Consider the following 19,821-nt stretch of genomic DNA (forward strand, 5'->3'; position numbering starts at 1 on the left):
GCTATTTTGACACGCAATGAAAGAAAAAAAATAAAAATCTTCTTGACTCGCCCATGCCCCCAGGAGGGCGGGCCAGAGTCGCTCAGCGCAAAAGCATCCTTGCGCAAGCCATTGTTTTTAAACGGTTTTTCCTGTCATGGCGTTGACACGAAACAGTCGCGCGATTAACCACAAAGAGGCCGTTCAGCGGAATCGAAAAAGCCCGGTAAAATTACCGGGCTAATCATAACGAAGAGGTCGTTAATGGAATATTACGCGGTCGCGGTGACCGAAAGAGCCTTCACACGAGCGGCCAGGCGGGAGACCTTGCGCGATGCCGTGTTGGAGTGCAGCACGCCCTTGCTGGCGGCGCGGGCGAGTTCCGGCTGAGCTGCCAGGAAAGCCGCCTTCGCCTTGTCGGCGTCACCGGATGCGATGGCCTCTTCGACCTGGCGAACGAAAGTACGAACGCGCGAGCGACGAGCCTTATTGACGTCGGTACGGCGGGCGATCTTGCGGGTCGCTTTTTTCGCCGAAGTTGTATTGGCCATGGATGCCTCTCTCAAGAATTCGAACAAACTCCGCCATTACCGCGGGCCCTGCGGCCACAAAATCCAGCAATTCGGGAGCAATCGCGGAAAACCAGACCGGCTTTCCGAACCGTGGGCGGGCATATAACCCTAAAGCCGGCCCACGTCAACGCGGATTTTCAAGCTTTCCAGCCGCAAGCGCCGAAAAGCATTCAACGGTGCTTGAAGACAGGTTTGCGCTTCTCGACGAAGGCCGTCATGCCTTCCTTCTGATCGTCCGTGGCAAAGAGACTGTGAAACAGGCGGCGTTCGAACCGCAAGCCTTCCTCCAGCGTCGTCTCGAACGCGCGGTTGACCGCCTCCTTGGCCATCATGACCGAGGGCTGGGAAAGCGACGCGATCTTTTCGGCCGCGGCAAGAGCCTCGTCGATCAGACGCTCGGGCGCCACCACACGCGATACGAGTCCTGATCGTTCCGCCTCGGCCGCATCCATCATGCGGCCGGTCAGGATCAGATCCATCGCCTTCGCCTTGCCGACGGCGCGCGTCAGCCGCTGCGAGCCGCCCATGCCGGGGATGACGCCAAGGGTGATCTCGGGTTGGCCGAACTTCGCCGTCTCCGAGGCGATGATGAAGTCGCACATCATGGCGAGTTCGCAGCCACCGCCGAGGGCAAAACCGCTGACGGCAGCGATTACCGGCTTGCGCGCCTTGGCGACGTCATCCCAGCCGCTGATGAAGTCACTCTTATAGATATCGGCGAACTGAAGCGGCTGCATCTCCTTGATGTCGGCGCCGGCGGCAAAGGCGCGCTCTGAGCCGGTGAGCACGATCGCACCGACGGACCCATCTTGATGGAAAGCGGCATAGGCGTCTTTCAGCTCCCTCAGCACGGTGGAGTTCAGCGCGTTCAGCGCCTGCGGGCGGTTCAGCGTGACGAGGCCGACATTGCCTCGGGTTTCGACGATCAGGGTCTCGTAAGCCATGCTGTTCTCCCGGTTGCATCTGTTACTTCTGACAGGCGGCGCAATAGAAGGTGGAGCGACCCGCCTGCACGATACGTGCGACCGTACCGCCGCAGCCGGGCGTGCCGCAAGCCTGACCTTCGCGATCATAGACGGAGAAGGAATGCTGGAAATAACCGAGCGATCCGTCGGCCTGAATATGATCTCGCAGCGACGATCCGCCGGCCGCGATCGCATCGGTGATGACAGCGCGGATCGAGGCGACCAGCAGGTCGAGCTGCTGCTTCGGCAGGCCGCCGGGCGTCACCAGCGTGCCGGCAGCACGGAGCGGCGACAAATGCGCGCGCCACAGCGCCTCGCATACATATATATTGCCGAGACCGGCAATGTTCTTCTGGTCGAGCAGCGCACTCTTCAGCGGCTGCGCCTTGTCCCGGAAGCGTTCGGCCAGATAAGCGGCGCCGAGTTCGTTTCCGGTCGGCTCCGGGCCGAGATCGCGGAAGAAGGGGTGGGCGGCGAGATCGGCGCGTCCGACCATATCCATGAAGCCGAAACGACGCGGGTCGTTGTAGATGACGCGGCGAGCGCCGTCCGGGCCCTGCAGATGAAAGACGACGTGGTCGTGTTTCTCGTCCTTCGAGCGGGCGTGGTGGAATTGGCCCGGCATCGCGGAGGCGGCGCCCTCCTCGATGCGGAAGGAGCCGGACATGCCGAGATGGGAAATCAGCGTATTGCCGTCGTCGAGATCGACCAGCAGATATTTGGCGCGGCGGCCAAGGCCGACGATGGTGCGGCCGGACACTTTTTCCGCCAAAGCGTCGGGAAAAGGAAAGCGCAGGTCCCCACGGCGCAGCTCCAGCCTTGCGACGCGAGCCCCCTCCATCGCCGGCGCAAGGCCACGTTTGACCGTTTCGACTTCTGGCAATTCCGGCATCTTAACCCATCTCTATCGAACGTGTTTCAACCGAGGACGATGTGCGCTATAGCGCCAGTGTGCCGCGGAGAGCGCGGCCCCAGTGATAACGTCGCGCGCGGTCTTTCGCTATGGCCGCCGCGCCGATCTTCAAGGAACGGAGCAGCCTGATGTCAGAAAGCCGCACTTCCGCCGATGGCGGCATGGAGACCTCCTACGGCTTTCGCGAGGTAGCCGGCGGCGAAAAGCAGGGCCTGGTCAACCAGGTGTTCCACAAGGTCGCCAAGCGCTACGACATCATGAACGACGTGATGTCGGCGGGCATGCACCGGCTCTGGAAAGATGCGATGATCTCGGCGCTCAACCCGCGCAAGGAGGCGGGCTACAAGGTGCTCGACGTTGCCGGCGGTACCGGCGACATCGCCTTCCGCATCGTCGAGGCCTCGGGCCGGCAGGCGCACGCCACCGTGCTCGACATCAACGGCTCGATGCTGGGTGTCGGCGCCGAACGGGCGGAAAAGAAGAAGCTTTCCGGCAATCTTACCTTCGTCGAGGCGAATGCCGAAGAGCTGCCTTTCGAGGCAGCCAGCTTCGACGCCTACACGATCGCCTTCGGTATCCGCAACGTGCCGCGGATCGATACAGCGCTGTCGGAGGCCTACCGCGTGTTGAAGCGCGGCGGACGGCTGCTGGTGCTGGAATTTTCCGAGGTCGACATGCCGCTTCTCGACAAGATCTACGATGCCTGGTCGTTCAATGCCATTCCGCAATTCGGCAAGGCGATCACCGGCGATGCCGAACCCTACCAGTATCTGGTGGAATCGATTCGCAAGTTCCCGAACCAGGAGAATTTCGCGGCGATGATCCGCCAGGCCGGTTTTTCGCGCGTCACCTATACCAATTATACCGGCGGCATCGCCGCACTGCATTCCGGCTGGAAGCTCTGAGGGAATGAAGGAAAAAAAGACGAACCTCCCTCGGCGGGGCACTTCAGCATGAGCACTTTCGGAGCCTATTTCCGCCTTTGGCGCGTCGGCTGGGTGCTCGTGCGTGAGGGCGTCGTGTCGGCTCTGCCGTCCGAAGGCCTGCCGCCTTCGGTCGCGCTTGCCAAATCCTTCGTCACGATTTTCGAGCGCAGCAGAGCGCGGCATCAAAAGCGCAGCGACCGGCTGGCGCAGGCCGTCGAACGGCTCGGTCCCTCCTATGTCAAGATCGGCCAGTTCCTGGCGACGCGGCCCGACGTCGTCGGCGTCGAATTCGCCAACGACCTGTCGCAGCTGCAGGACCGGATGGCCTTCTTTCCCTCTGCTGCCGCAAAGGCCAATATCGAGGGATCGCTGGGGCGGCCGATCGGCGAACTCTATGCGAGCTTCGGCGAGCCGATCGCGGCCGCCTCGATCGCGCAGGTGCATCCGGCCGAAGTCGAGACATCCGAAGGCCGAAAGAAGGTTGCCGTCAAGATCGTGCGACCCGGCGTGCGGCAGCGTTTTGCCCATGACATCGAGGCAATGTACCTCGTTGCCCATATGCAGGAGCGTTTCATGCCGTCGAGCCGGCGGCTGCGGCCGGTCGAGGTGACGAAGACGCTGGAACAGACGACGAAGGTGGAGATGGATCTTCGCCTGGAGGCGGCAGCGCTTTCGGAGATCGCCGAAAACACCGACAGCGATCCCGGCTTTCGCGTGCCGAAGGTCGACTGGGAGCGCACGGGCCGCGACGTCATCACCATGGAATGGATCGACGGCACGAGAATGTCCGATGTCGAGGGACTGCGCGCGGCCGGCCATGACCTCAATCTGCTCGCCGACACGCTGATCCAGTCTTTCCTGCGGCACACGCTGCGCGACGGTTTCTTCCATGCCGATATGCATCCGGGCAATCTCTTCGTCGATGCCGGCGGCATGATCGTCGCTGTCGACATGGGCATTGTCGGGCGGCTCGGTAAGAAGGAGCGACGGTTCCTCGCCGAGATTCTTTATGGCTTCATCACCCGCGATTACGTCCGGGTCGCAGAGGTGCACTTCGAGGCCGGCTACGTGCCCGGCCACCACAATGTCGAAAGCTTCGCCCAGGCGATCCGCGCGATCGGCGAGCCGATCCATGGGCAGCCGGCTGAAACGATCTCGATGGGTAAGCTCCTGACGCTGCTGTTCGAAGTGACCGAACTCTTCGACATGGCGACACGGCCGGAGCTGGTGATGCTGCAGAAGACCATGGTCGTGGTCGAAGGCGTGTCGCGCATGCTCAATCCGCGCTTCAATATGTGGAAGGCCTCCGAGCCGGTCGTCGGCGACTGGATCCGCACCAATCTCGGGCCGAAGCGGATCGTCACCGACCTCAAGGACGGGCTGAAGGCGGCGGTCAAGCTCGCCGAAGCCGCGCCCGAAATCGCGGCGAAAACCGAGAAATTCCACCACCAGCTGCTGCATATGAGCGAACATGGCCTACGTTTCGACGATCAGACGGCCGAGGCAATCGGCAAGGCCGAGGCACGGCATAACCGTTCGGGCAGGATCGCGCTCTGGGTGATCGCATTGACGCTTCTCTATATTGCCTGGATGCTGAGCTGACCGCTCCGATAACATGCTGTGTTCGGCATTTAGGATATCCCATGTGACGGAGGGCTCGCTTAGTCTCGCAGTTTAGGAGATAAGGCACATGCAGCACGAACGCTCTGGCATCGAACTTTCCGGACGACCGCTCGGTTTCGCCGAGATGGTAACGATTGGTGCCGGCAAGGCGCGGGTTTCGGCTTCCGCAACCGGCATGGCCCGCATCGCGATTGCCCGCGAAATCGTCGAAGACGCGATCGCATCCGGCATGCCGGTCTACGGCTCGACGACAGGCGTCGGCGCCATGAAGGACGTGGAATGGTCGGCCGACGAGCTCGATACCTTCAATCTCGGCCTGGTGCGCGCTCATCATTTCGGCACCGGCACGCCCTTTTCCTGCAATGTCGTGCGCAATGCCATGGCGATCCGCATCAACACGGCGCTGACCGGTCAGGTCGGCTGCACGCCGGAACTGATCGAGGCCTATATCCGGATGCTCGAGGCCGATCTTGTCCCGGTTGTGCGTCGCACCGGCTCCATCGGCTGCGCCGATATCGGCCTGATGGGGCAGATCGGCGCGGTGCTGACCGGTGTCGGCGAAGCGGTCTACCGCGGCAACCGGATGCAGGCGGCCGACGCGTTCCGGGAGGCGGGACTGGAACCGGTGCGGATGGCGCCGCGCGACAGCCTCGCCTCGCTGAGTGTCAATGCGGTGAGCTTTGCGGCGGCGGCGGAAACGACGCGCAATGCCGCGGCCTCGATCCGCATCCTGCTCGCCACGGCGATGATGGCCGCCGGCGCACTCGGCGCCTCCCGCGATCCCTGGAAGGCGGTTCGCCATGTCGGCACGGCGCGCGAGGCGCTGATCGGCGCCTGGCTCTGCAACGCGTCGGACGAATGGGACTGGCCTGTTGCAACGCATGTGCAGGATCCGCTCAGCCTGCGCATGATCGCCCAGGTGTTCGGCGCCGTCATTGAAAATCTGCTCTCGACCGGTCACAAGATCCTCGCCGCCACCGGGCGCTCGGACGACAATCCGGTCGTCGTCGAGGGTCGGGTAATGACATCAGGCGGTTCGCTTCCGCTCGATGTGACGATCCTGCTTGAATCGGCCGCGCTCTGCATGGCGCATGCGGCGCGAAACGCCTTCAACCGCTGCGTCATCCTCGGCAACGGCCAGCGGCGCGACCTGCCCGTCAATCTGGTGCCGCCGGGACGGATCGCCACCGGTTTCGGGCCGATCATCAAGCTGGCCGGCGAGATCTTCTCGCGCGTCTTGTCGATGTCCGGCCCCGTTTCGGCGCAGTCGCTGGTGGTCGCAGCCGGCCTGGAGGACGAGGCCGCCTTCCTGCCGCTGGTCATCGAGCGCTTCGAGCGGCAGATGCAGGCGCTGAAGCGGCTCGCGGCGCTCGAGGCGCTGCTGTCTGCCCAGGCGATCGACATTCTCGGCGATGAACCGAAGGGCGTCGCCGGCATGCTCTATGAGGTCGTGCGCAAACATGCGGCTTTTTACACCGTCGACCGGCCGCTTTCAGCCGAGGTGGAGGCGATCGAGGAAGAACTCGGCTCGGACGATTTCCTCTCGAAACTGACCGAACAGGTTCCGATCGCCTCCTTCGACGATTTCTTCGCACTCGGTTCCCCGGAGCCCATCGAAGGGCGCTTGGCCAGCCGAGCAGGGTGATTGCGGGCCGAAGGCCCAAAATCTCAATCCTGCTCTACATTAACCAATCGAAGCATGAGCCCTCCGAAAGACGCGGGCGCTTTGGCCTCATGCTCCAGCCGGCAACGGTTTGACTTCACTCTAGGAAGGAAGCGGCATGGACTTCGATCTCGTTCTACAGGGCACGGTGGTGCTGCCGGACCGCATTCTCGAACAGGGTTATGTCGCCGCGCGTGACGGCAGGATCGCCGAGGTGGGCGTCGGCGCGCCGCCGGCGGCGCGTGAACGCCACCTGCTCGCAAGAGCGCTGATCCTGCCCGGGGCCATCGACGCGCAGGTGCATTCGCTTTCCCAGAAGAACCAGGAGGACTTCGTCTGGTCGACGCGCTCGGCTGCGGCCGGCGGCGTCACCGTCATCGTCGACATGCCCTATGACGAAGGCGACCTCGTCTGCTCGGCAGCGGCGGTGAAGCGAAAGATCGACCATGCCGCTCCGCAGGCGCGTGTCGATTTTGCGCTGTACGGCACCGTCGACCCGGAGGAAGGCCCGGCGCGGATTGCCGAGATGGTGGAGGCGGGCGTTGCGGCTTTCAAATTCTCCACTTTCGGCACCGACCCCAAACGTTTTCCGCGCATTCCACCGGCCCTGCTCGACGCCTGCTTTGCAGCGATCGCGCCGACCGGGCTGACGGCGGGCGTGCATAATGAGGATGACGAGGCGGTGCGCAGCTATATGGAACAGGTAAAGGCGCGCGGCATCACCGACTGGCGGGCGCATGGCCTGTCGCGGCCGCCGATTACCGAGCTTCTGGCGATGCACACGATCTTCGAGACCGGGGCCAATACCGGCTGCCCCTCACATGTGGTCCACTGCTCGCTGGGGCGCGGTTATGACATCGCGCGGGCCTACCGCCGCGACGGTTTTGCCGCGACCGTCGAATGCTGCATCCATTACCTGACACTCGACGAGGAAAACGACGTGAGGCGCCTCGGCGGCAAGGCGAAGATCAATCCGCCGGTGCGACCGCGCGCCGAAGTGGAGCGGCTCTGGCGGAAGGTCGCCGAGGGCGATGTCTGGCTGGTCTCGACGGACCACGTCAGCTGGTCGGAAAACCGCAAGACCAACCCCGACATGCTCGCCAATGCGTCCGGTGTTCCCGGCCTCGAGGTGATGGTGCCGCTTTTCGTCAAGGGCGCTCTCGAGCGAGGCATTCCCCTGACGTGGGCCGCGCGGCTGATGGCCGATAATCCGGCGAAGCATTTCCGGCTCGAGCACATCAAGGGGGCGCTGACACCAGGAAAGGACGCCGATATCACCGTGCTGGAGCCGCGGGAAACTATTTACGATGCGTCTGCGAGCGGCAACAACGTCGTCGGCTGGAGCCCCTATAACGGCATTCGCCTGCCCTGGACCGTATCCGCCACCTATCTGCGCGGCGAAAAGATCGCCGAGGGCGGGAAGGTGCTGGCCGAGCCCGGCATTGGCCGGTTCGTCCGGCCGTCGCCGCGCCTGGTCATTTCGGGAACAGCCGCATGAGCCGCAATCTTCCCGTCAATGCCGGCCGGATCGCTGAAGATATAGAGGCGCTTGCCGCGATCACCGAGCCGGGGCATCCCTGGACGCGGCGAGCCTTCACGCCGCTCTTTCTGGAGGGCCGAGCCTATATCGAGGCGCGGATGAAGGCGGCAGGGCTGGAAACGCGGATCGATGCCGCCGGCAATCTCATCGGCAGGCGAACCGGCAGGAAGCCCTGGCTCGGCACGATCATGGTCGGCTCGCATTCCGACACGGTGCCGGACGGCGGCCGCTTCGACGGCATTGCCGGCATGATCTCGGCGCTTGAGGTGGCGCGCGCCCTGCATGACCACGGCATGGAGCTGGACCATGATCTGGAGATCGTCGATTTCCTTGCCGAGGAAGTGAGCATCTTCGGCGTCTCCTGCATCGGCAGCCGCGGCATGACCGGGCAATTACCGGAAGCCTGGCTTTCGCGCGTCAGCGGCAGCCTCGATCTTGCCGGGGGCATCGCTCAGGTGGGCGGCGAGCCTGCGGTGCTGGGGCAGCAGAAGCGGCCGGATCTAGCGGGCTTTCTCGAGCTTCATATCGAGCAGGGACCAGTGCTCGAAGCCGAAAGGGAGGATATCGGTATCGTTACCGCCATCTCCGGCATCACCCGCATCGAAATCACCGTCGACGGCCGGGCCGACCATGCCGGCACGACGCCGATGGACCGGCGCGCGGATGCGCTGGTGGCGGCCTCGCAGCTGGTGCTCGACATCCGCAATGCCGCCGCCGAGCTTGCCAAGACGCCAGGACATTTCGCGGCGACGGTCGGCGAGTTCAGGATCGAACCGAACGCGGCCAATGTCGTTCCCTCGAAGGTCGTGCTGCTGATCGACGGCCGTGCGGAAATCCGCGCCGACATCGAGGCCTTCTGCCGCTGGCTCGACGGCCATGTAGGAAAACTGGCGACAGCCTATGGCGTGGCGATCGGGACACCGAACCGCGTGTCCGACAATCTGCCGACGCCCGGCGATGCCGGGCTGCTTTCGACCCTGGAAGCCGCCTGCGAACGCGTCGGGGCAAAATACCGGCGCATGGCGTCGGGCGCCGGACACGATACGGCCTGGATCGCTCAGGTGGCGCCGGCGGCGATGATCTTCGTGCCGTGCCGGGAGGGTCGCAGCCATTGTCCCGGCGAATGGGCCGATAATGACGATATCGCGCTCGGCGCCGCCGTGCTTTTCGAGGCGGTGCGCGAGATGGACAGGGATTCGAAACGGGAGAAGGCCGATGGGGCGCATACTGGTTGAGACGGACGTCGAGGCGGCCGTCAAAGGCGGCTCAGTCTATGCCGCCGGCGGCGGCGGCTGGGCCGATCACGGGCGGATGCTCGGACTTGCGGCGGTCACTATCGGCAAGCCTGAGCTGGTGTCGATCGACGAGTTGGGGGATGACGACTGGATCGCCACGGCAGCTGCAATCGGCGCGCCGGCCTCCACCACGCCCTGGGAAATGCAGGGCATCGACTATGTGAAGGCGGTGCAATTGCTGCAGGAGGCGCTGGGCGAAAGGCTTTCCGGGCTGATCATCGGCCAGAACGGCAAATCCTCGACGCTGAACGGCTGGCTGCCGTCGGCGATCCTCGGCACCAAGGTGGTCGACGCCGTCGGCGATATCCGTGCCCATCCGACGGGCGACATGGGTTCGATCGGCATGGCTGCCTCACCCGAGCCGATGATCCAGACCGCGGTCGGCGGCAACAGGGCCGAGAACCGTTACATCGAACTGGTGGTAAAGGGGGCGACGGCGAAGATCTCGCCGGTGTTGCGGGCCGCCGCCGATCAGTCCGGCGGTTTCATCGCCAGCTGCCGCAACCCGCTCCGGGCCTCCTATATCAGGGCCCATGCAGCGCTGGGCGGGATCTCGATGGCGCTTGCGCTCGGAGAAGCCATCATCGCGGCGGAAAAGCGCGGCGGATCAGCGGTCATCGACGCGATCTGCAAGACGACGGGCGGGCACATCCTCGCCGAAGGTGTGATTGCCCGGAAGGACGTCGTCTACACCAAGGAGGCCTTCGACATCGGCACGATCACCGTCGGCTCGGGCCAGGCATGCGTAACGCTGCATGTGATGAACGAATATATGGCCGTGGACGATGCGGATGGCGGGCGGCTTGCGACCTTCCCTGCAGTGATCACCACGCTGTCGCCTGAGGGTGAGCCGCTGAGCGTCGGCCAGCTTCGGGAAGGCATGCATGTGTTCATCCTGCATGTGCCGATGGACATCATTCCGCTGTCGGCAAGCGTGCTCGATCCGACCGTCTATCCCGTCGTCGAAAACGCAATGGGAATCGAGATCGCGCGTTATGCACTGGCGGCGAAGGCCTGAGCCATGGCGCGCGACCCCGGCCTTGAAGAACTGCTGCGTGAGGAACTCGGCGATCGTCCCGGCCTCAGCGAAAAATCCATGTTCGGCGGCCGCGCCTTCCTGCTGAACGGCAATCTTCTCTGCGGCGCGCGCAGTGACGGCATGCTGATCCGTCTCGGCAAGGGCAATGACGATTGGGCGCTGGCGCTGCCGGGCGTGATCCAGATGCTGATGGGCGAGCGGGTCATGCAAGGCTGGCTGCGCGCCTCCGCCGAGGCCTACGGCGACGATGCGCTGAGACGGCGCCTGCTCGATGCGGCGCTCGCCTATGTGGAATCGCTGCCCGGCAAATGAGACCATTCCCTCTTCTCCCCAGCGGAGAAGTGAAAAGCAACCAAGCGAGGAACCCGCGATGCCGAAGGCCAATCCACGCCATCCGAAATTTCCGGTTCCCGGCGGGCCGGACTTGCGCGCCAAGGGTTGGCGGCAGGAGGCGCTGCTGCGACTGCTCGAAAACGTGCTGTCGGTGGGTGAAGACCCTGACAATCTGGTCGTCTATGCCGCGCTCGGCAAGGCAGCACGCAACTGGGCGGCGCATAAGGGCATCGTCAAGGCGCTGACGGAGATGGAGGAGGACCAGACGCTGCTCATCCAGTCCGGCAAGCCGATCGGGCTGGTGCGCACCCATGCCAAGGCGCCGCTGGTCATCATGGCCAACTGCAACATCGTCGGGCAATGGGCAAAGGCCGAGGTGTTCTACGAGCTGCAGCGCAAGGGGTTGATCTGCTGGGGCGGGCTGACGGCCGGCGCCTGGCAATATATCGGCAGTCAGGGCGTCATCCAGGGCACCTACGAGATCTTCATGCGCATTGCCGAGCGACGCTTCGGCGGCGATCTTCTCGGCCGTTTCGTGCTGACGGCCGGCCTCGGCGGCATGGGTGGGGCGCAGCCGCTCGCCGGTCGCATGGCGGGCGCGGCGATTCTCTGCGTCGATATCGATCCGGAACGCGCCCGCAAGCGCCAGCAGATCGGCTATCTGCAGGAGATCGCCCCCGATCTCGATACCGCCCTTGAAATGATCGATGCGGCGGTGAAGGACAGGCGGGCGCTTTCCGTCGGCCTCGTCGGCAATGCCGCTGAGGTCTATCCGGAGATCGCCCGGCGCGGCATCGTGCCCGATATTGTTACCGACCAGACCTCGGCGCACGACCTCGTCTACGGCTATGTGCCGAAGGGCATGAGCCTCGACCAGGTCAAGGGGCTGCGCGACGATGGCCAGGGGCAATTGATGGCGGCAAGCCGCGCCTCGATCGTCGAGCATGTGAGCGCAATGCTCGCCTTCCAGAAGAAGGGATCCGAAGTCTTCGACAACGGCAACCTCATCCGTACCCAGGCGAAAGAGGGCGGCGTCACCAATGCCTTCGACATCCCGATCTTTACCGAAGCCTATCTCAGGCCGCTGTTTGCCCGGGCGATCGGCCCGTTCCGCTGGATGGCTCTGTCAGGCGAGGAGAGCGATATCGCTAGGATCGACGACCTGCTCATCGAGATGTTCCCCGACAACAAGATTATCACCAACTGGATCCGCCTGGCGCGCGAGCATGTCCCCTTCGAGGGATTACCGGCACGCATCGCCTGGCTCGGCCACGGTGAACGCACCGCGCTCGCCCGGCGCGTCAACGGACTGGTGGCGAGCGGCGAACTCAAAGGCCCCGTCGCCTTTTCCCGCGACCATCTCGATGCCGGCGCCATGGCCCATCCCAATATCATGACCGAGCGGATGAAGGACGGCTCCGACGCGATTGCCGACTGGCCGCTGATCGATGCGATGATGCTCTGCTCCTCGATGGCCGATCTCGTCGTCGTCCATTCCGGCGGCGGCGGCTACGCCGGCTATATGACGAGCTGCGGCGTCACCGTCGTCGCCGACGGCACCGATGCCGCCGACGAACGGCTCGACCACGCGCTGACCAACGACACGGCGCTTGGGGTGATGCGATATGCCGATGCCGGATATGATGAGGCGCTTGATGAGGTGGTGAAGAAGGACGTGCCCTATCTCAGACTAGATTGATTCAAGGGCGGGCCTTGCCGGAAGCATCGGCATCAGCCGATCGGATTGGAAACCTCAATGAGATTGCCGTCGGGGTCCCTGAAATAGACCGAGCGCAGACGTCCCGTGGCGCCGATGCGCTCGACCGGGCCCTCTTCGACCGTAACGCTCAAGGCTTGCAGATGAGAGATGACATCGGCAAGCGGCGTCTCGGCGATCAAGCAGAGGTCGCCTGAGCCGGGGATCGGATGTTTCGCCTTGGGTTCGAATTCATGGCCGGCCGGGTGAAGGTTGATCTTCTGGCGGCCGAATTTCAGCGCCGTGCGGCCTTCCGCAAAGGTTTCAACCGACATGCCGAGGATGCGGGAATAGAAATCGCAGGTCGCGGCAATATCGGCGACGGTCAGCACGAGATGGTCGAGGCGATCGATGCGGATCATGCTTTTCTCCTCGCAAGGAACTGGGCGACAAAGGCCGACATAAAGGCCAGCGCCAGCATGGCAAGGGTGAAGACGACGACGGCTGCCCAGCCTTCGACAGCCCAGAACCAGCCGCCGGCCGAGCCCATCAGGCTGGAGCCGACGTAATAAGCCAGCATGTAGATGGATGAAGCGTGCCCCTTATTGCCAAGGGCAAGCTTGCCGACGAGGCCGCTGGCGATGGAATGGCTCATGAAGAAGCCGGTGGTCAGCACGAGGATACCCAGGATGATCGATGGCAGCGAGGCGAAGAGCGTCAATGCGCTGCCGGCAGCCGTCAGCGCGAGGCCGAAGAGAAGCACCGGAAAGTGGCCGATCCGGTCTCCGAGCAGGCCGCCGATCGAGGCGGCGCCGATGCCGAAGAGATAGACGGTGAAGATCAGGCCGAGTTCCGTCTGATTGAGACCGTAGGGAGGGGCCACGAGGCGGAAACCGGCATAATTGTAGATCGTGACGAAGGAGCCCATCGCCAGAAAGGCAATGGCGAAGATGAAGGGCAGCGCCGGATTTCTGAGATGGCCGAGCCAGGCCCTCAGATGAAAACGCGGGTCAAGACCCGGCCGGCGGACGAAATTCCTTGATGGCGGCAGAAGGGCGATGAAGCCGATCGCAGCGGCAAGGCCGATGGCGCCGATCAGGAAGAGCGCCGGGCGCCAGGTAAGATATTCGGCGAAGATACCGGTCAGCACGCGCCCGGACATGCCGCCGAAGGCTGTGCCGCCGACATAGAGGCCCATGGCGGCGCCAAGGCCGCGCGGATCGATTTCCTCGGCAAGATAGGCCATGGCGACGGCGGGCACACCGCCGAGAACTAAACCCTGCAGGGCGCGGATGACGAGCAGCAGATGCCAACTCGGGGCGAAAGCCGTAGCAATTGTCAGCAACGCCGCACCAACCAGCGATATCGACATCAGGCCGCGGCGGCCAAGGCCTTCCGAGACGGCGGCGGCGCAGACGATGGCAAGCGCCAGGAAGCCGGTGGAGAGCGACAGCGACAGCGAGCTTTCGGCCGGACTGACGGAGAATTCCCGCGAGAAGACCGGCAGCAGCGGCTGGACGCAATAGAGCAGCGAGAAAGTAGAGTAGCCGGAGAGAAAGAGCGCCAGGCTGGCGCGGCGATAGGCGACCGTCCCGCGCGCCAGATAATGTTTTTGTTGTAAGTTCGCGACCTTTTCGGAAGTTTTCACTGCATGCGCTGACATCGGCATATCTTCGTCCTTCCCGTTTCGATCTAGTCAACGCCGCCCCATTTGTCCAATATATGCAACTGACGACCTTGATATGTTTTGGAGATGGCATGGAGTTGCGGCACCTCAGATATTTCCTGGCGGTCGCCGAAGAAGGCAATTTCACCCGAGCCGCCGGCAAGCTCGGCATCGGACAGCCGCCGCTCAGCCAGCAGATCCGCGACTTGGAGACGGAGGTCGGAGCGGCGTTGTTTCACCGCGTGCCGCACGGAGCGGAATTGACGGCGGCAGGGGAAGCATTCCTCGGTGAGGCGAAAGCTGCTCTGACGGCAGCGGAAAAGGCGAAGCTTGCCGCTCAAAGGGCCAATCGCGGCGAGACCGGACGCCTGTCGATCGGCTTCACCGCCTCCTCGGCCTTCAATCCGATCGTCAGCACGACGATCCGCCGCTTCCGGGCGCGCTGGCCGGAGGTGCGGCTGGCGCTGACCGAGATGAATACGCTGGCGCTGATGCAGAAGCTGGAACGCGGCGAGTTGGACGCGACCTTCATGCGCCCCGGCCTCGCCGATCCCGCCGGCATCAGACTGCGGCGCTTGGCTGATGAGCCGATGGTGATCGCCCTGCCCGCCAGCCACCCGCTGGCTCGGCATTCGAGCCTGCCGCTTACGGCGCTGGCAAACGAACCCTTCATCCTCTTTCCCCGCCTCGTCGGATTGAGCCTTTACGACGACGTCGTGCTTGCCTGCCGCAAAGCGGGTTTCGAGCTGACCGTGACGCAGGAGGCGCCGCAGATTTCATCCGTGGTCAATCTGGTGGCGGCCGATCTCGGCGTGTCGATCGTGCCGGCCTCCATTTCCCAGATCAGGCTCGAAGGGGTTGTCTACACGCCGATCGAAGGACCGCCGGCCGTCGCGCGCCTGGCGCTGGCAATGCTGAAGACGCATCGCTCGACGGTCACAGAGAACCTGATGAGCCTGCTTATTCATGAATGACTTCGCAAGTCCGAACAGGAACGTCCGTACTCCGATTGCATGTTTTCTGCCAAAGGCTTAGGGTCAAGGCAGGTCAAAAAAGGCGACGGGTAGAAAGCCATGGCTCTCAGCGGCAAACGCATCCTCCTCATCATCTCGGGCGGCATCGCGGCCTATAAGAGCCTCGATCTGATCCGCCGGCTGCGTGAGCGTGGCGCGAGCGTTCGCCCGGTCATGACCAAGGGCGCGCAAGAGTTCGTCACGCCGCTGGCGGTCGGCGCGCTGGCGGCAGACAATGTCTTTCTCGATCTGTTTTCGCGCCAGGACGAACAGGATATCGGCCATATCAGGCTGGCGCGCGATTGCGACCTGGTGCTGATTGCTCCTGCCACTGCCGACCTGATGGCGAAGATGGCGAACGGGCTTGCCGACGATCTCGCCTCGACGGTGCTGCTGGCGACGGACAAGCCGGTGCTGGCCGCCCCGGCGATGAACCCCAGGATGTGGGCGCATCCGGCGACACGACGCAACGCAGCGACGCTCAGGGCGGACGGCGTCCATTTCATCGGGCCGATGGCCGGTGAAATGGCCGAAGGCGGGGAAGCCGGGCTCGGCCGGATGGCGGAACCGCTGGAGATCGTGGCTGCCGCCGAAGCTGTGTTCGAGGGCGGCCGGCGCAAGCCGCTTGCCGGGCGAAAGGCGATCGTCACGTCGGGACCGACGCACGAGCCGATCGATCCGGTCCGCTATATCGCCAATCGCTCCTCCGGCCGGCAGGGACATGCGATCGCCGCAGCACTGGCCAAGCTGGGGGCCGATGTGACGCTCGTATCGGGGCCGGTAACGATTCCCGATCCGATCGGTGTCAACGTCGTGCATGTAGAGCGGGCGGAGGAGATGCGCGACGCCGTGCTTGCGGCCCTGCCGGCCGACGTCGCCGTGATGGTGGCGGCGGTGGCGGACTGGCGCGTGGCCTCGGCCGCCGATCAGAAGCTTAAAAAACATCCGGGCGAATCCATTCCGACACTGGCGCTTACCGAGAACCCCGACATCCTGAAGACGGTGGGTCATCACACGATGCGACCGAAGCTGGTCATCGGATTTGCCGCCGAGACCCAGGACGTCGAGAGCAATGCCAAGGCAAAGCTCGAGAGGAAGGGCGCCGATATGATCGTCGCCAATGACGTCTCTCCTGCGACCGGCATCATGGGCGGCAGCCGCAACAGCGTGAAACTGGTCCGCCACGACGGCGTCGAGCAGTGGCCGGATCTGGCAAAGGAAGAGGTTGCCGAACGGCTGGCAGCGCTGATCGCCGAGCGGCTCAGGCTGATATAGCGACGCGCTGCGGCTTTGCCGTGTTGCGTTTCTCCGACCGGAAATCGGTAACCTCGATGCCGGCCTTGCCGACGATCACGGCGCTGCCATCCGGAATTTCCGCCCAGGCATCGACATCGTCGTTCAACGGCTCGGAGACGAGGCAATGGCCGGCGCCGACAGGAGAGGCATAGAGCGTCGGCGCCTTACGGTCTGTGGCATAACGGATCGCATAGAGCGATTTGCCGTCGGAGAAAGCCGCGGTGAAGCGCAGCAGGATGGAGCCGATGATGTTTTCGGCCAGATCCTCGACGAAACCAATCATCTCAGCCATGGCAGCGATCGGCGCCTCGCGCAGGCCGAACTTCAGCGCCAGCAGGAACATCAGCTCGGAATCGGTGGTGCCGCTGCGGGCATTGAACAGCTCGTCGTCGAGCATCGCCTCCATCGGCCGGCGCAAGCGCTCGAAGCCGGAGATCTGGCCGTTATGCATGAATGACCAGGTATCGTGGGTGAACGGATGGCAATTGTCGCGGCGCGTACCACCGCCCGTGGCGGCGCGGACATGGGCGAGGAAGAGCGGCGAGCGGATCTGCCGCGCCAGGCTCTTCAGATTGCAATCCGACCAGGCGGGCAGGATGTCGCGGTAGCGGCCGGGCTCAGGCCTGTCGCCGTACCAGGCGATGCCGAAGCCATCGCCGTTCGTCGCCGTCTTGGCGCGGGTGGCGCAATGGGACTGCTCGATCAACGAATGGGCAGGCGAGGATACCAGTTCCTCGAGATAGAGGGGATCTCCGCGATAGGCTGCCCAGCGACACATGGCTTTGTTGCTCCGGAACCCGCCATATCGGCAGGAATGCTGAAATTGTCGAACGCCGGGGCTAACAAGACCTTAACGCGCCGGCGGTTTGCAAGCCGCTCATGAGGGATTCGTGACCGATGACGGCTTCAAATTCGGAGAAACCCTGTGTTCTTTTGTGAACGGCATGTCGTGGCTGCGGCGGCACGTGGAAGGAATTTCTGCTTGCATCTCGGAAGAATCATTCTACCTTTAATCTATCAGCAACAGAACGAAAGGAAGGTGATCCAATGTCTAATGAGATTTCGGACCTCGTATCGGGCATGGAAGTGGTGATGAAAGCGAGGCAGCCCTCGCTCTAAGACCCGCCTTCCTGGGGCTGCATCGACAGTCCAGGCCAGTTCGAGGCCAAACTCATGGAAAGGGTCGCCGAGGCGGCCCTTTTTTATTGTCCGAATTTCCAGCGTTGACGGAATGTCCGAATTCTCCTATTCAAAAAGTCATCAGATGACTTGATGAGTTGAAGATGCAGGCACTCAGCAAAACCAACCTCGCCGACGGCGCCATCGAGGCGATCCGCAGCGATATTCTCGGCAAACGCTGGGCGGTCGGCGACAAGTTGCCGAACGAGGCTTCGCTATCGGCCATGCTCTCCGTCAGCCGCGGCACTGTGCGCGAGGCGGTGCGGGTGCTCGCCTCCCAGGGTTATCTCGAAACCCGGCAGGGATCGGGCACCTATGTCCGTTCGACCAGCGATGCCGGCCGGCCGCTGACGATGGCGCGGCGCGCCAGCCTGCGCGATCAGTTCGAAGCGCGTTGCGCGCTCGATGTCGAAGCTGCCCGGCTGACGGCGATGCGCAAGACGCCGGAGGCGATTGCCGAGCTTCGCCGGCTGCTGACCGAACGCGGCACCTATGACGGCCGCGACAAAGCCGGCTTCATCGAACGCGACCTCGCCTTTCACAAGGCGGTCATCGCCGCGTCCGGCAACCGGGCGATGATCGAGATCTATGATTTCTTCTCGACCTCGATCGCCGACACCATCGCGGCGACGCTCGGCAAGGACATTCCCGAACCTGACATGCAGGCGCATGCCGATATCGTCGACGCGATCGAAACTGGCGACCCGGACAAGGCAGATGCGGCGGTGCGCCGCTTCATGGCGCCCGTTCTTGCCGCACTCGAGCGGATGATCCTCTCATGAATAGGCCTTCCAACAATGCCGCCATCACGCTTGACGTGGCCGACGATTTGCTGATCGATGCCGAGGCGGGCAGCCTTCCAGCCCCGCAGGCAATGCCGATGCCGAATCGCGCAGGTGGTTTCCTGCTCGGGGCGAGCCTCGTGCTGATCGCTTTCAATCTGCGCCCGGTCTTTTCAAGCGCCTCGGCGCTGCTGCCGGAGATCCGCTCCGAGCTCGGGCTGAGTGCGCTCGGCGCCAGCCTGCTGACGACGCTTCCTGTCGTCTGTCTCGGCGCCTTCTCGCCGTTTGCCCCTCGTCTTGCCCAGCGCATCGGTACCGAGCGCACACTGCTCGGCGTCCTTCTGCTGCTTGCGCTGGGCACCGCCTTGCGCGGGCTTTCCTCCGTGCCGCTGCTGTTTATCGGCACGGCCCTTGCCGGCGCCTGCATCGCCATCGGCAACGTGCTGCTGCCGGGGCTGGTGAAGCGGGACTTCCCCAAGCGCGCCGCGCTGATGACCGGCTTTTATACGATGGCGCTCTGCGCCGGTGCTGCCAGTGCGGCCGGGCTGACCCTGCCGATCGAACATGCGCTCGGCGGGTCTCTCGACGGCGCACTCGCTGCCTGGGCGCTACCGGCTCTGATCGTCGGCCTCATCTGGCTGCCGCAGGTCCTGCGCAGCGGCGCCCGGGCAAGGCGAAACGGCTTTCGCGTCGAAGGCCTCTGGCGGGACCGGCTGGCTTGGCAGGTGACGCTGTTCATGGGTTTGCAATCGGCGCTTGCCTACTGCGTCTTCGGCTGGCTGGTTCCGATCCTGCGCGAACGCGGGCTCGACGGCGTGACCGCCGGGGCGATCGTTTCGCTGTCGGTGATGGTGCAGGCGGCATCCTGCCTCGTCGTGCCGCATATCGCGGTTCGAGGCCGGGATCAGCGGTTGATCAATGCCGGGCTCTGCGGCGTTGCCGTTACCGCCTTGCTCGGATTGCTTTTTGCGCCGCTGTCAACGGTGTGGCTGTGGGCGGTGCTGCAGGGCATCGGCCAGGGCGGACTGATCGCGGCCGCTATGACGACGATCGTGCTGCGCTCGCGCGATCCCGATGTTGCCGCCCATCTCTCCGGCATGGCGCAATGTGTCGGATACCTCCTCGCCGCCATCGGCCCGCTTATCGTCGGCCTCATTCGCGGCTGGACCGGCAGTTTTTCCTGGTGCGCGGTTCTGTTCATCGCGCTCGGACTCGGAGCCGCGATCAACGGCTGGAAGGCCGGCCGGGCGCTGGAGGTGAATGTGCACGCGGTCGAGAAAGCCTGAGACACGCCTCACCTTGCCCTCACTGACCCATCACCATCTCTTGATGCCGGTCGCC

The 19,821-nt window shown here is 63.8% G+C and carries 18 protein-coding genes; 12 read left to right on the forward strand and 6 right to left on the reverse strand.

All coding sequences use genetic code 11. The features are described 5' to 3' along the window. Positions 1-251: 251 nt before the first annotated feature. From rpsT to mutM, 3 genes are all read right to left on the reverse strand, one after another. Positions 252-530, reverse strand: coding sequence for a 30S ribosomal protein S20 (gene rpsT, locus GA0061105_RS08185; RefSeq protein ID WP_064693542.1), 279 nt, complete (start codon positions 528-530; stop codon positions 252-254). 191 nt (positions 531-721) lie between these two features. After that, on the reverse strand, positions 722-1,495 hold the full coding sequence (locus GA0061105_RS08190; protein ID WP_064693541.1) for an enoyl-CoA hydratase: 774 nt from the start codon (positions 1,493-1,495) through the stop codon (positions 722-724). A gap of 22 nt (positions 1,496-1,517) precedes the next feature. Next, positions 1,518-2,408 (reverse strand): bifunctional DNA-formamidopyrimidine glycosylase/DNA-(apurinic or apyrimidinic site) lyase, encoded by an 891-nt coding sequence (gene mutM, locus GA0061105_RS08195; protein ID WP_064693540.1) that lies wholly within the window; start codon positions 2,406-2,408, stop codon positions 1,518-1,520. A gap of 149 nt (positions 2,409-2,557) precedes the next feature. Here mutM and ubiE point away from each other — a divergent pair, with 149 nt between their 5' ends. From ubiE to GA0061105_RS08235, 8 genes are all read left to right on the forward strand, one after another. Further along, positions 2,558-3,334 carry a bifunctional demethylmenaquinone methyltransferase/2-methoxy-6-polyprenyl-1,4-benzoquinol methylase UbiE gene (gene ubiE / locus GA0061105_RS08200; RefSeq protein ID WP_064693753.1) on the forward strand — a complete coding sequence of 259 codons (777 nt, stop codon included), beginning with the start codon at positions 2,558-2,560 and terminating at the stop codon, positions 3,332-3,334. A gap of 48 nt (positions 3,335-3,382) precedes the next feature. Further along, entirely contained in the window at positions 3,383-4,957 is a 1,575-nt protein-coding gene (ubiB, locus tag GA0061105_RS08205) for a 2-polyprenylphenol 6-hydroxylase (protein ID WP_064693539.1), read from the forward strand. 88 nt (positions 4,958-5,045) lie between these two features. After that, positions 5,046-6,623, forward strand: coding sequence for an aromatic amino acid lyase (locus tag GA0061105_RS08210; protein ID WP_064693538.1), 1,578 nt, complete (start codon positions 5,046-5,048; stop codon positions 6,621-6,623). A 136-nt stretch (positions 6,624-6,759) separates the two neighbouring features. Further along, positions 6,760-8,139 (forward strand): dihydroorotase, encoded by a 1,380-nt coding sequence (locus tag GA0061105_RS08215; protein ID WP_064693537.1) that lies wholly within the window; start codon positions 6,760-6,762, stop codon positions 8,137-8,139. Next, the gene (locus GA0061105_RS08220; RefSeq protein ID WP_064693536.1) at positions 8,136-9,416 is read left to right on the forward strand and encodes a Zn-dependent hydrolase; all 1,281 of its coding nucleotides are present in this window, start codon (positions 8,136-8,138) and stop codon (positions 9,414-9,416) included. The genes GA0061105_RS08215 and GA0061105_RS08220 overlap by 4 nt, the downstream gene beginning before the upstream one ends. Next, the gene (locus GA0061105_RS08225) at positions 9,397-10,494 is read left to right on the forward strand and encodes a thiohydantoin desulfurase (RefSeq protein ID WP_064693535.1); all 1,098 of its coding nucleotides are present in this window, start codon (positions 9,397-9,399) and stop codon (positions 10,492-10,494) included. Before GA0061105_RS08220 ends, GA0061105_RS08225 begins: the two co-directional genes overlap by 20 nt. Positions 10,495-10,497: 3 nt before the next feature. After that, on the forward strand, positions 10,498-10,827 hold the full coding sequence (locus GA0061105_RS08230) for a TfoX/Sxy family protein (RefSeq protein WP_064693534.1): 330 nt from the start codon (positions 10,498-10,500) through the stop codon (positions 10,825-10,827). A 58-nt stretch (positions 10,828-10,885) separates the two neighbouring features. Then, the gene (locus tag GA0061105_RS08235) at positions 10,886-12,547 is read left to right on the forward strand and encodes a thiourocanate hydratase (protein ID WP_064693533.1); all 1,662 of its coding nucleotides are present in this window, start codon (positions 10,886-10,888) and stop codon (positions 12,545-12,547) included. Positions 12,548-12,579: 32 nt separating this feature from the next. Here the strand turns inward: GA0061105_RS08235 and GA0061105_RS08240 are convergent, their stop codons facing one another. Together GA0061105_RS08240 and GA0061105_RS08245 are read right to left on the reverse strand one after the other, a co-directional pair. Next, positions 12,580-12,966: a VOC family protein gene (locus GA0061105_RS08240; protein WP_092749307.1), complete on the reverse strand. Its 387-nt coding sequence runs from the start codon at positions 12,964-12,966 to the stop codon at positions 12,580-12,582. Continuing rightward, positions 12,963-14,213, reverse strand: a complete 1,251-nt coding sequence (locus tag GA0061105_RS08245; RefSeq protein WP_092749309.1) for an MFS transporter — start codon at positions 14,211-14,213, stop codon at positions 12,963-12,965. Before GA0061105_RS08245 ends, GA0061105_RS08240 begins: the two co-directional genes overlap by 4 nt. Before the next feature lie 89 nt (positions 14,214-14,302). On the opposite strand from GA0061105_RS08245, the gene GA0061105_RS08250 reads away from it, so the two are divergent. Together GA0061105_RS08250 and coaBC are read left to right on the forward strand one after the other, a co-directional pair. Next, positions 14,303-15,184 carry a LysR family transcriptional regulator gene (locus GA0061105_RS08250; RefSeq protein ID WP_092749311.1) on the forward strand — a complete coding sequence of 294 codons (882 nt, stop codon included), beginning with the start codon at positions 14,303-14,305 and terminating at the stop codon, positions 15,182-15,184. Between the two features lie 99 nt (positions 15,185-15,283). Continuing rightward, on the forward strand, positions 15,284-16,498 hold the full coding sequence (coaBC, locus tag GA0061105_RS08255; RefSeq protein ID WP_092749313.1) for a bifunctional phosphopantothenoylcysteine decarboxylase/phosphopantothenate--cysteine ligase CoaBC: 1,215 nt from the start codon (positions 15,284-15,286) through the stop codon (positions 16,496-16,498). On the opposite strand, the gene GA0061105_RS08260 is transcribed toward coaBC, so the two are convergent. Next, complete coding sequence (locus GA0061105_RS08260) at positions 16,485-17,297, reverse strand: class II glutamine amidotransferase (protein ID WP_092749315.1); 813 nt, start codon at positions 17,295-17,297, stop codon at positions 16,485-16,487. The two genes, coaBC and GA0061105_RS08260, sit on opposite strands and share 14 nt — an antisense overlap. Positions 17,298-17,802: 505 nt before the next feature. Here GA0061105_RS08260 and GA0061105_RS08265 point away from each other — a divergent pair. Beyond that, on the forward strand, positions 17,803-18,480 hold the full coding sequence (locus GA0061105_RS08265; RefSeq protein WP_092749317.1) for a FadR/GntR family transcriptional regulator: 678 nt from the start codon (positions 17,803-17,805) through the stop codon (positions 18,478-18,480). Next, complete coding sequence (locus GA0061105_RS08270; RefSeq protein ID WP_092749319.1) at positions 18,477-19,766, forward strand: CynX/NimT family MFS transporter; 1,290 nt, start codon at positions 18,477-18,479, stop codon at positions 19,764-19,766. Before GA0061105_RS08265 ends, GA0061105_RS08270 begins: the two co-directional genes overlap by 4 nt. The last annotated feature ends 55 nt before the right edge of the window (positions 19,767-19,821 follow it).

The sequence above is a fragment of the Rhizobium aethiopicum genome, assembly GCF_900094625.1.
Lineage (GTDB): Bacteria > Pseudomonadota > Alphaproteobacteria > Rhizobiales > Rhizobiaceae > Rhizobium > Rhizobium aethiopicum.

What these genes read in the sequence shown, in the direction of transcription:
- rpsT (WP_064693542.1), bottom strand. Translation starts at nt 530, where the DNA reads ATGGCCAATACAACTTCGGCGAAAAAAGCGACCCGCAAGATCGCCCGC.
- GA0061105_RS08190 (WP_064693541.1), bottom strand. Translation starts at nt 1,495, where the DNA reads ATGGCTTACGAGACCCTGATCGTCGAAACCCGAGGCAATGTCGGCCTC.
- mutM (WP_064693540.1), bottom strand. Translation starts at nt 2,408, where the DNA reads ATGCCGGAATTGCCAGAAGTCGAAACGGTCAAACGTGGCCTTGCGCCG.
- ubiE (WP_064693753.1), top strand. Translation starts at nt 2,558, where the DNA reads ATGTCAGAAAGCCGCACTTCCGCCGATGGCGGCATGGAGACCTCCTAC.
- ubiB (WP_064693539.1), top strand. Translation starts at nt 3,383, where the DNA reads ATGAGCACTTTCGGAGCCTATTTCCGCCTTTGGCGCGTCGGCTGGGTG.
- GA0061105_RS08210 (WP_064693538.1), top strand. Translation starts at nt 5,046, where the DNA reads ATGCAGCACGAACGCTCTGGCATCGAACTTTCCGGACGACCGCTCGGT.
- GA0061105_RS08215 (WP_064693537.1), top strand. Translation starts at nt 6,760, where the DNA reads ATGGACTTCGATCTCGTTCTACAGGGCACGGTGGTGCTGCCGGACCGC.
- GA0061105_RS08220 (WP_064693536.1), top strand. Translation starts at nt 8,136, where the DNA reads ATGAGCCGCAATCTTCCCGTCAATGCCGGCCGGATCGCTGAAGATATA.
- GA0061105_RS08225 (WP_064693535.1), top strand. Translation starts at nt 9,397, where the DNA reads ATGGGGCGCATACTGGTTGAGACGGACGTCGAGGCGGCCGTCAAAGGC.
- GA0061105_RS08230 (WP_064693534.1), top strand. Translation starts at nt 10,498, where the DNA reads ATGGCGCGCGACCCCGGCCTTGAAGAACTGCTGCGTGAGGAACTCGGC.
- GA0061105_RS08235 (WP_064693533.1), top strand. Translation starts at nt 10,886, where the DNA reads ATGCCGAAGGCCAATCCACGCCATCCGAAATTTCCGGTTCCCGGCGGG.
- GA0061105_RS08240 (WP_092749307.1), bottom strand. Translation starts at nt 12,966, where the DNA reads ATGATCCGCATCGATCGCCTCGACCATCTCGTGCTGACCGTCGCCGAT.
- GA0061105_RS08245 (WP_092749309.1), bottom strand. Translation starts at nt 14,213, where the DNA reads ATGCCGATGTCAGCGCATGCAGTGAAAACTTCCGAAAAGGTCGCGAAC.
- GA0061105_RS08250 (WP_092749311.1), top strand. Translation starts at nt 14,303, where the DNA reads ATGGAGTTGCGGCACCTCAGATATTTCCTGGCGGTCGCCGAAGAAGGC.
- coaBC (WP_092749313.1), top strand. Translation starts at nt 15,284, where the DNA reads ATGGCTCTCAGCGGCAAACGCATCCTCCTCATCATCTCGGGCGGCATC.
- GA0061105_RS08260 (WP_092749315.1), bottom strand. Translation starts at nt 17,297, where the DNA reads ATGTGTCGCTGGGCAGCCTATCGCGGAGATCCCCTCTATCTCGAGGAA.
- GA0061105_RS08265 (WP_092749317.1), top strand. Translation starts at nt 17,803, where the DNA reads ATGCAGGCACTCAGCAAAACCAACCTCGCCGACGGCGCCATCGAGGCG.
- GA0061105_RS08270 (WP_092749319.1), top strand. Translation starts at nt 18,477, where the DNA reads ATGAATAGGCCTTCCAACAATGCCGCCATCACGCTTGACGTGGCCGAC.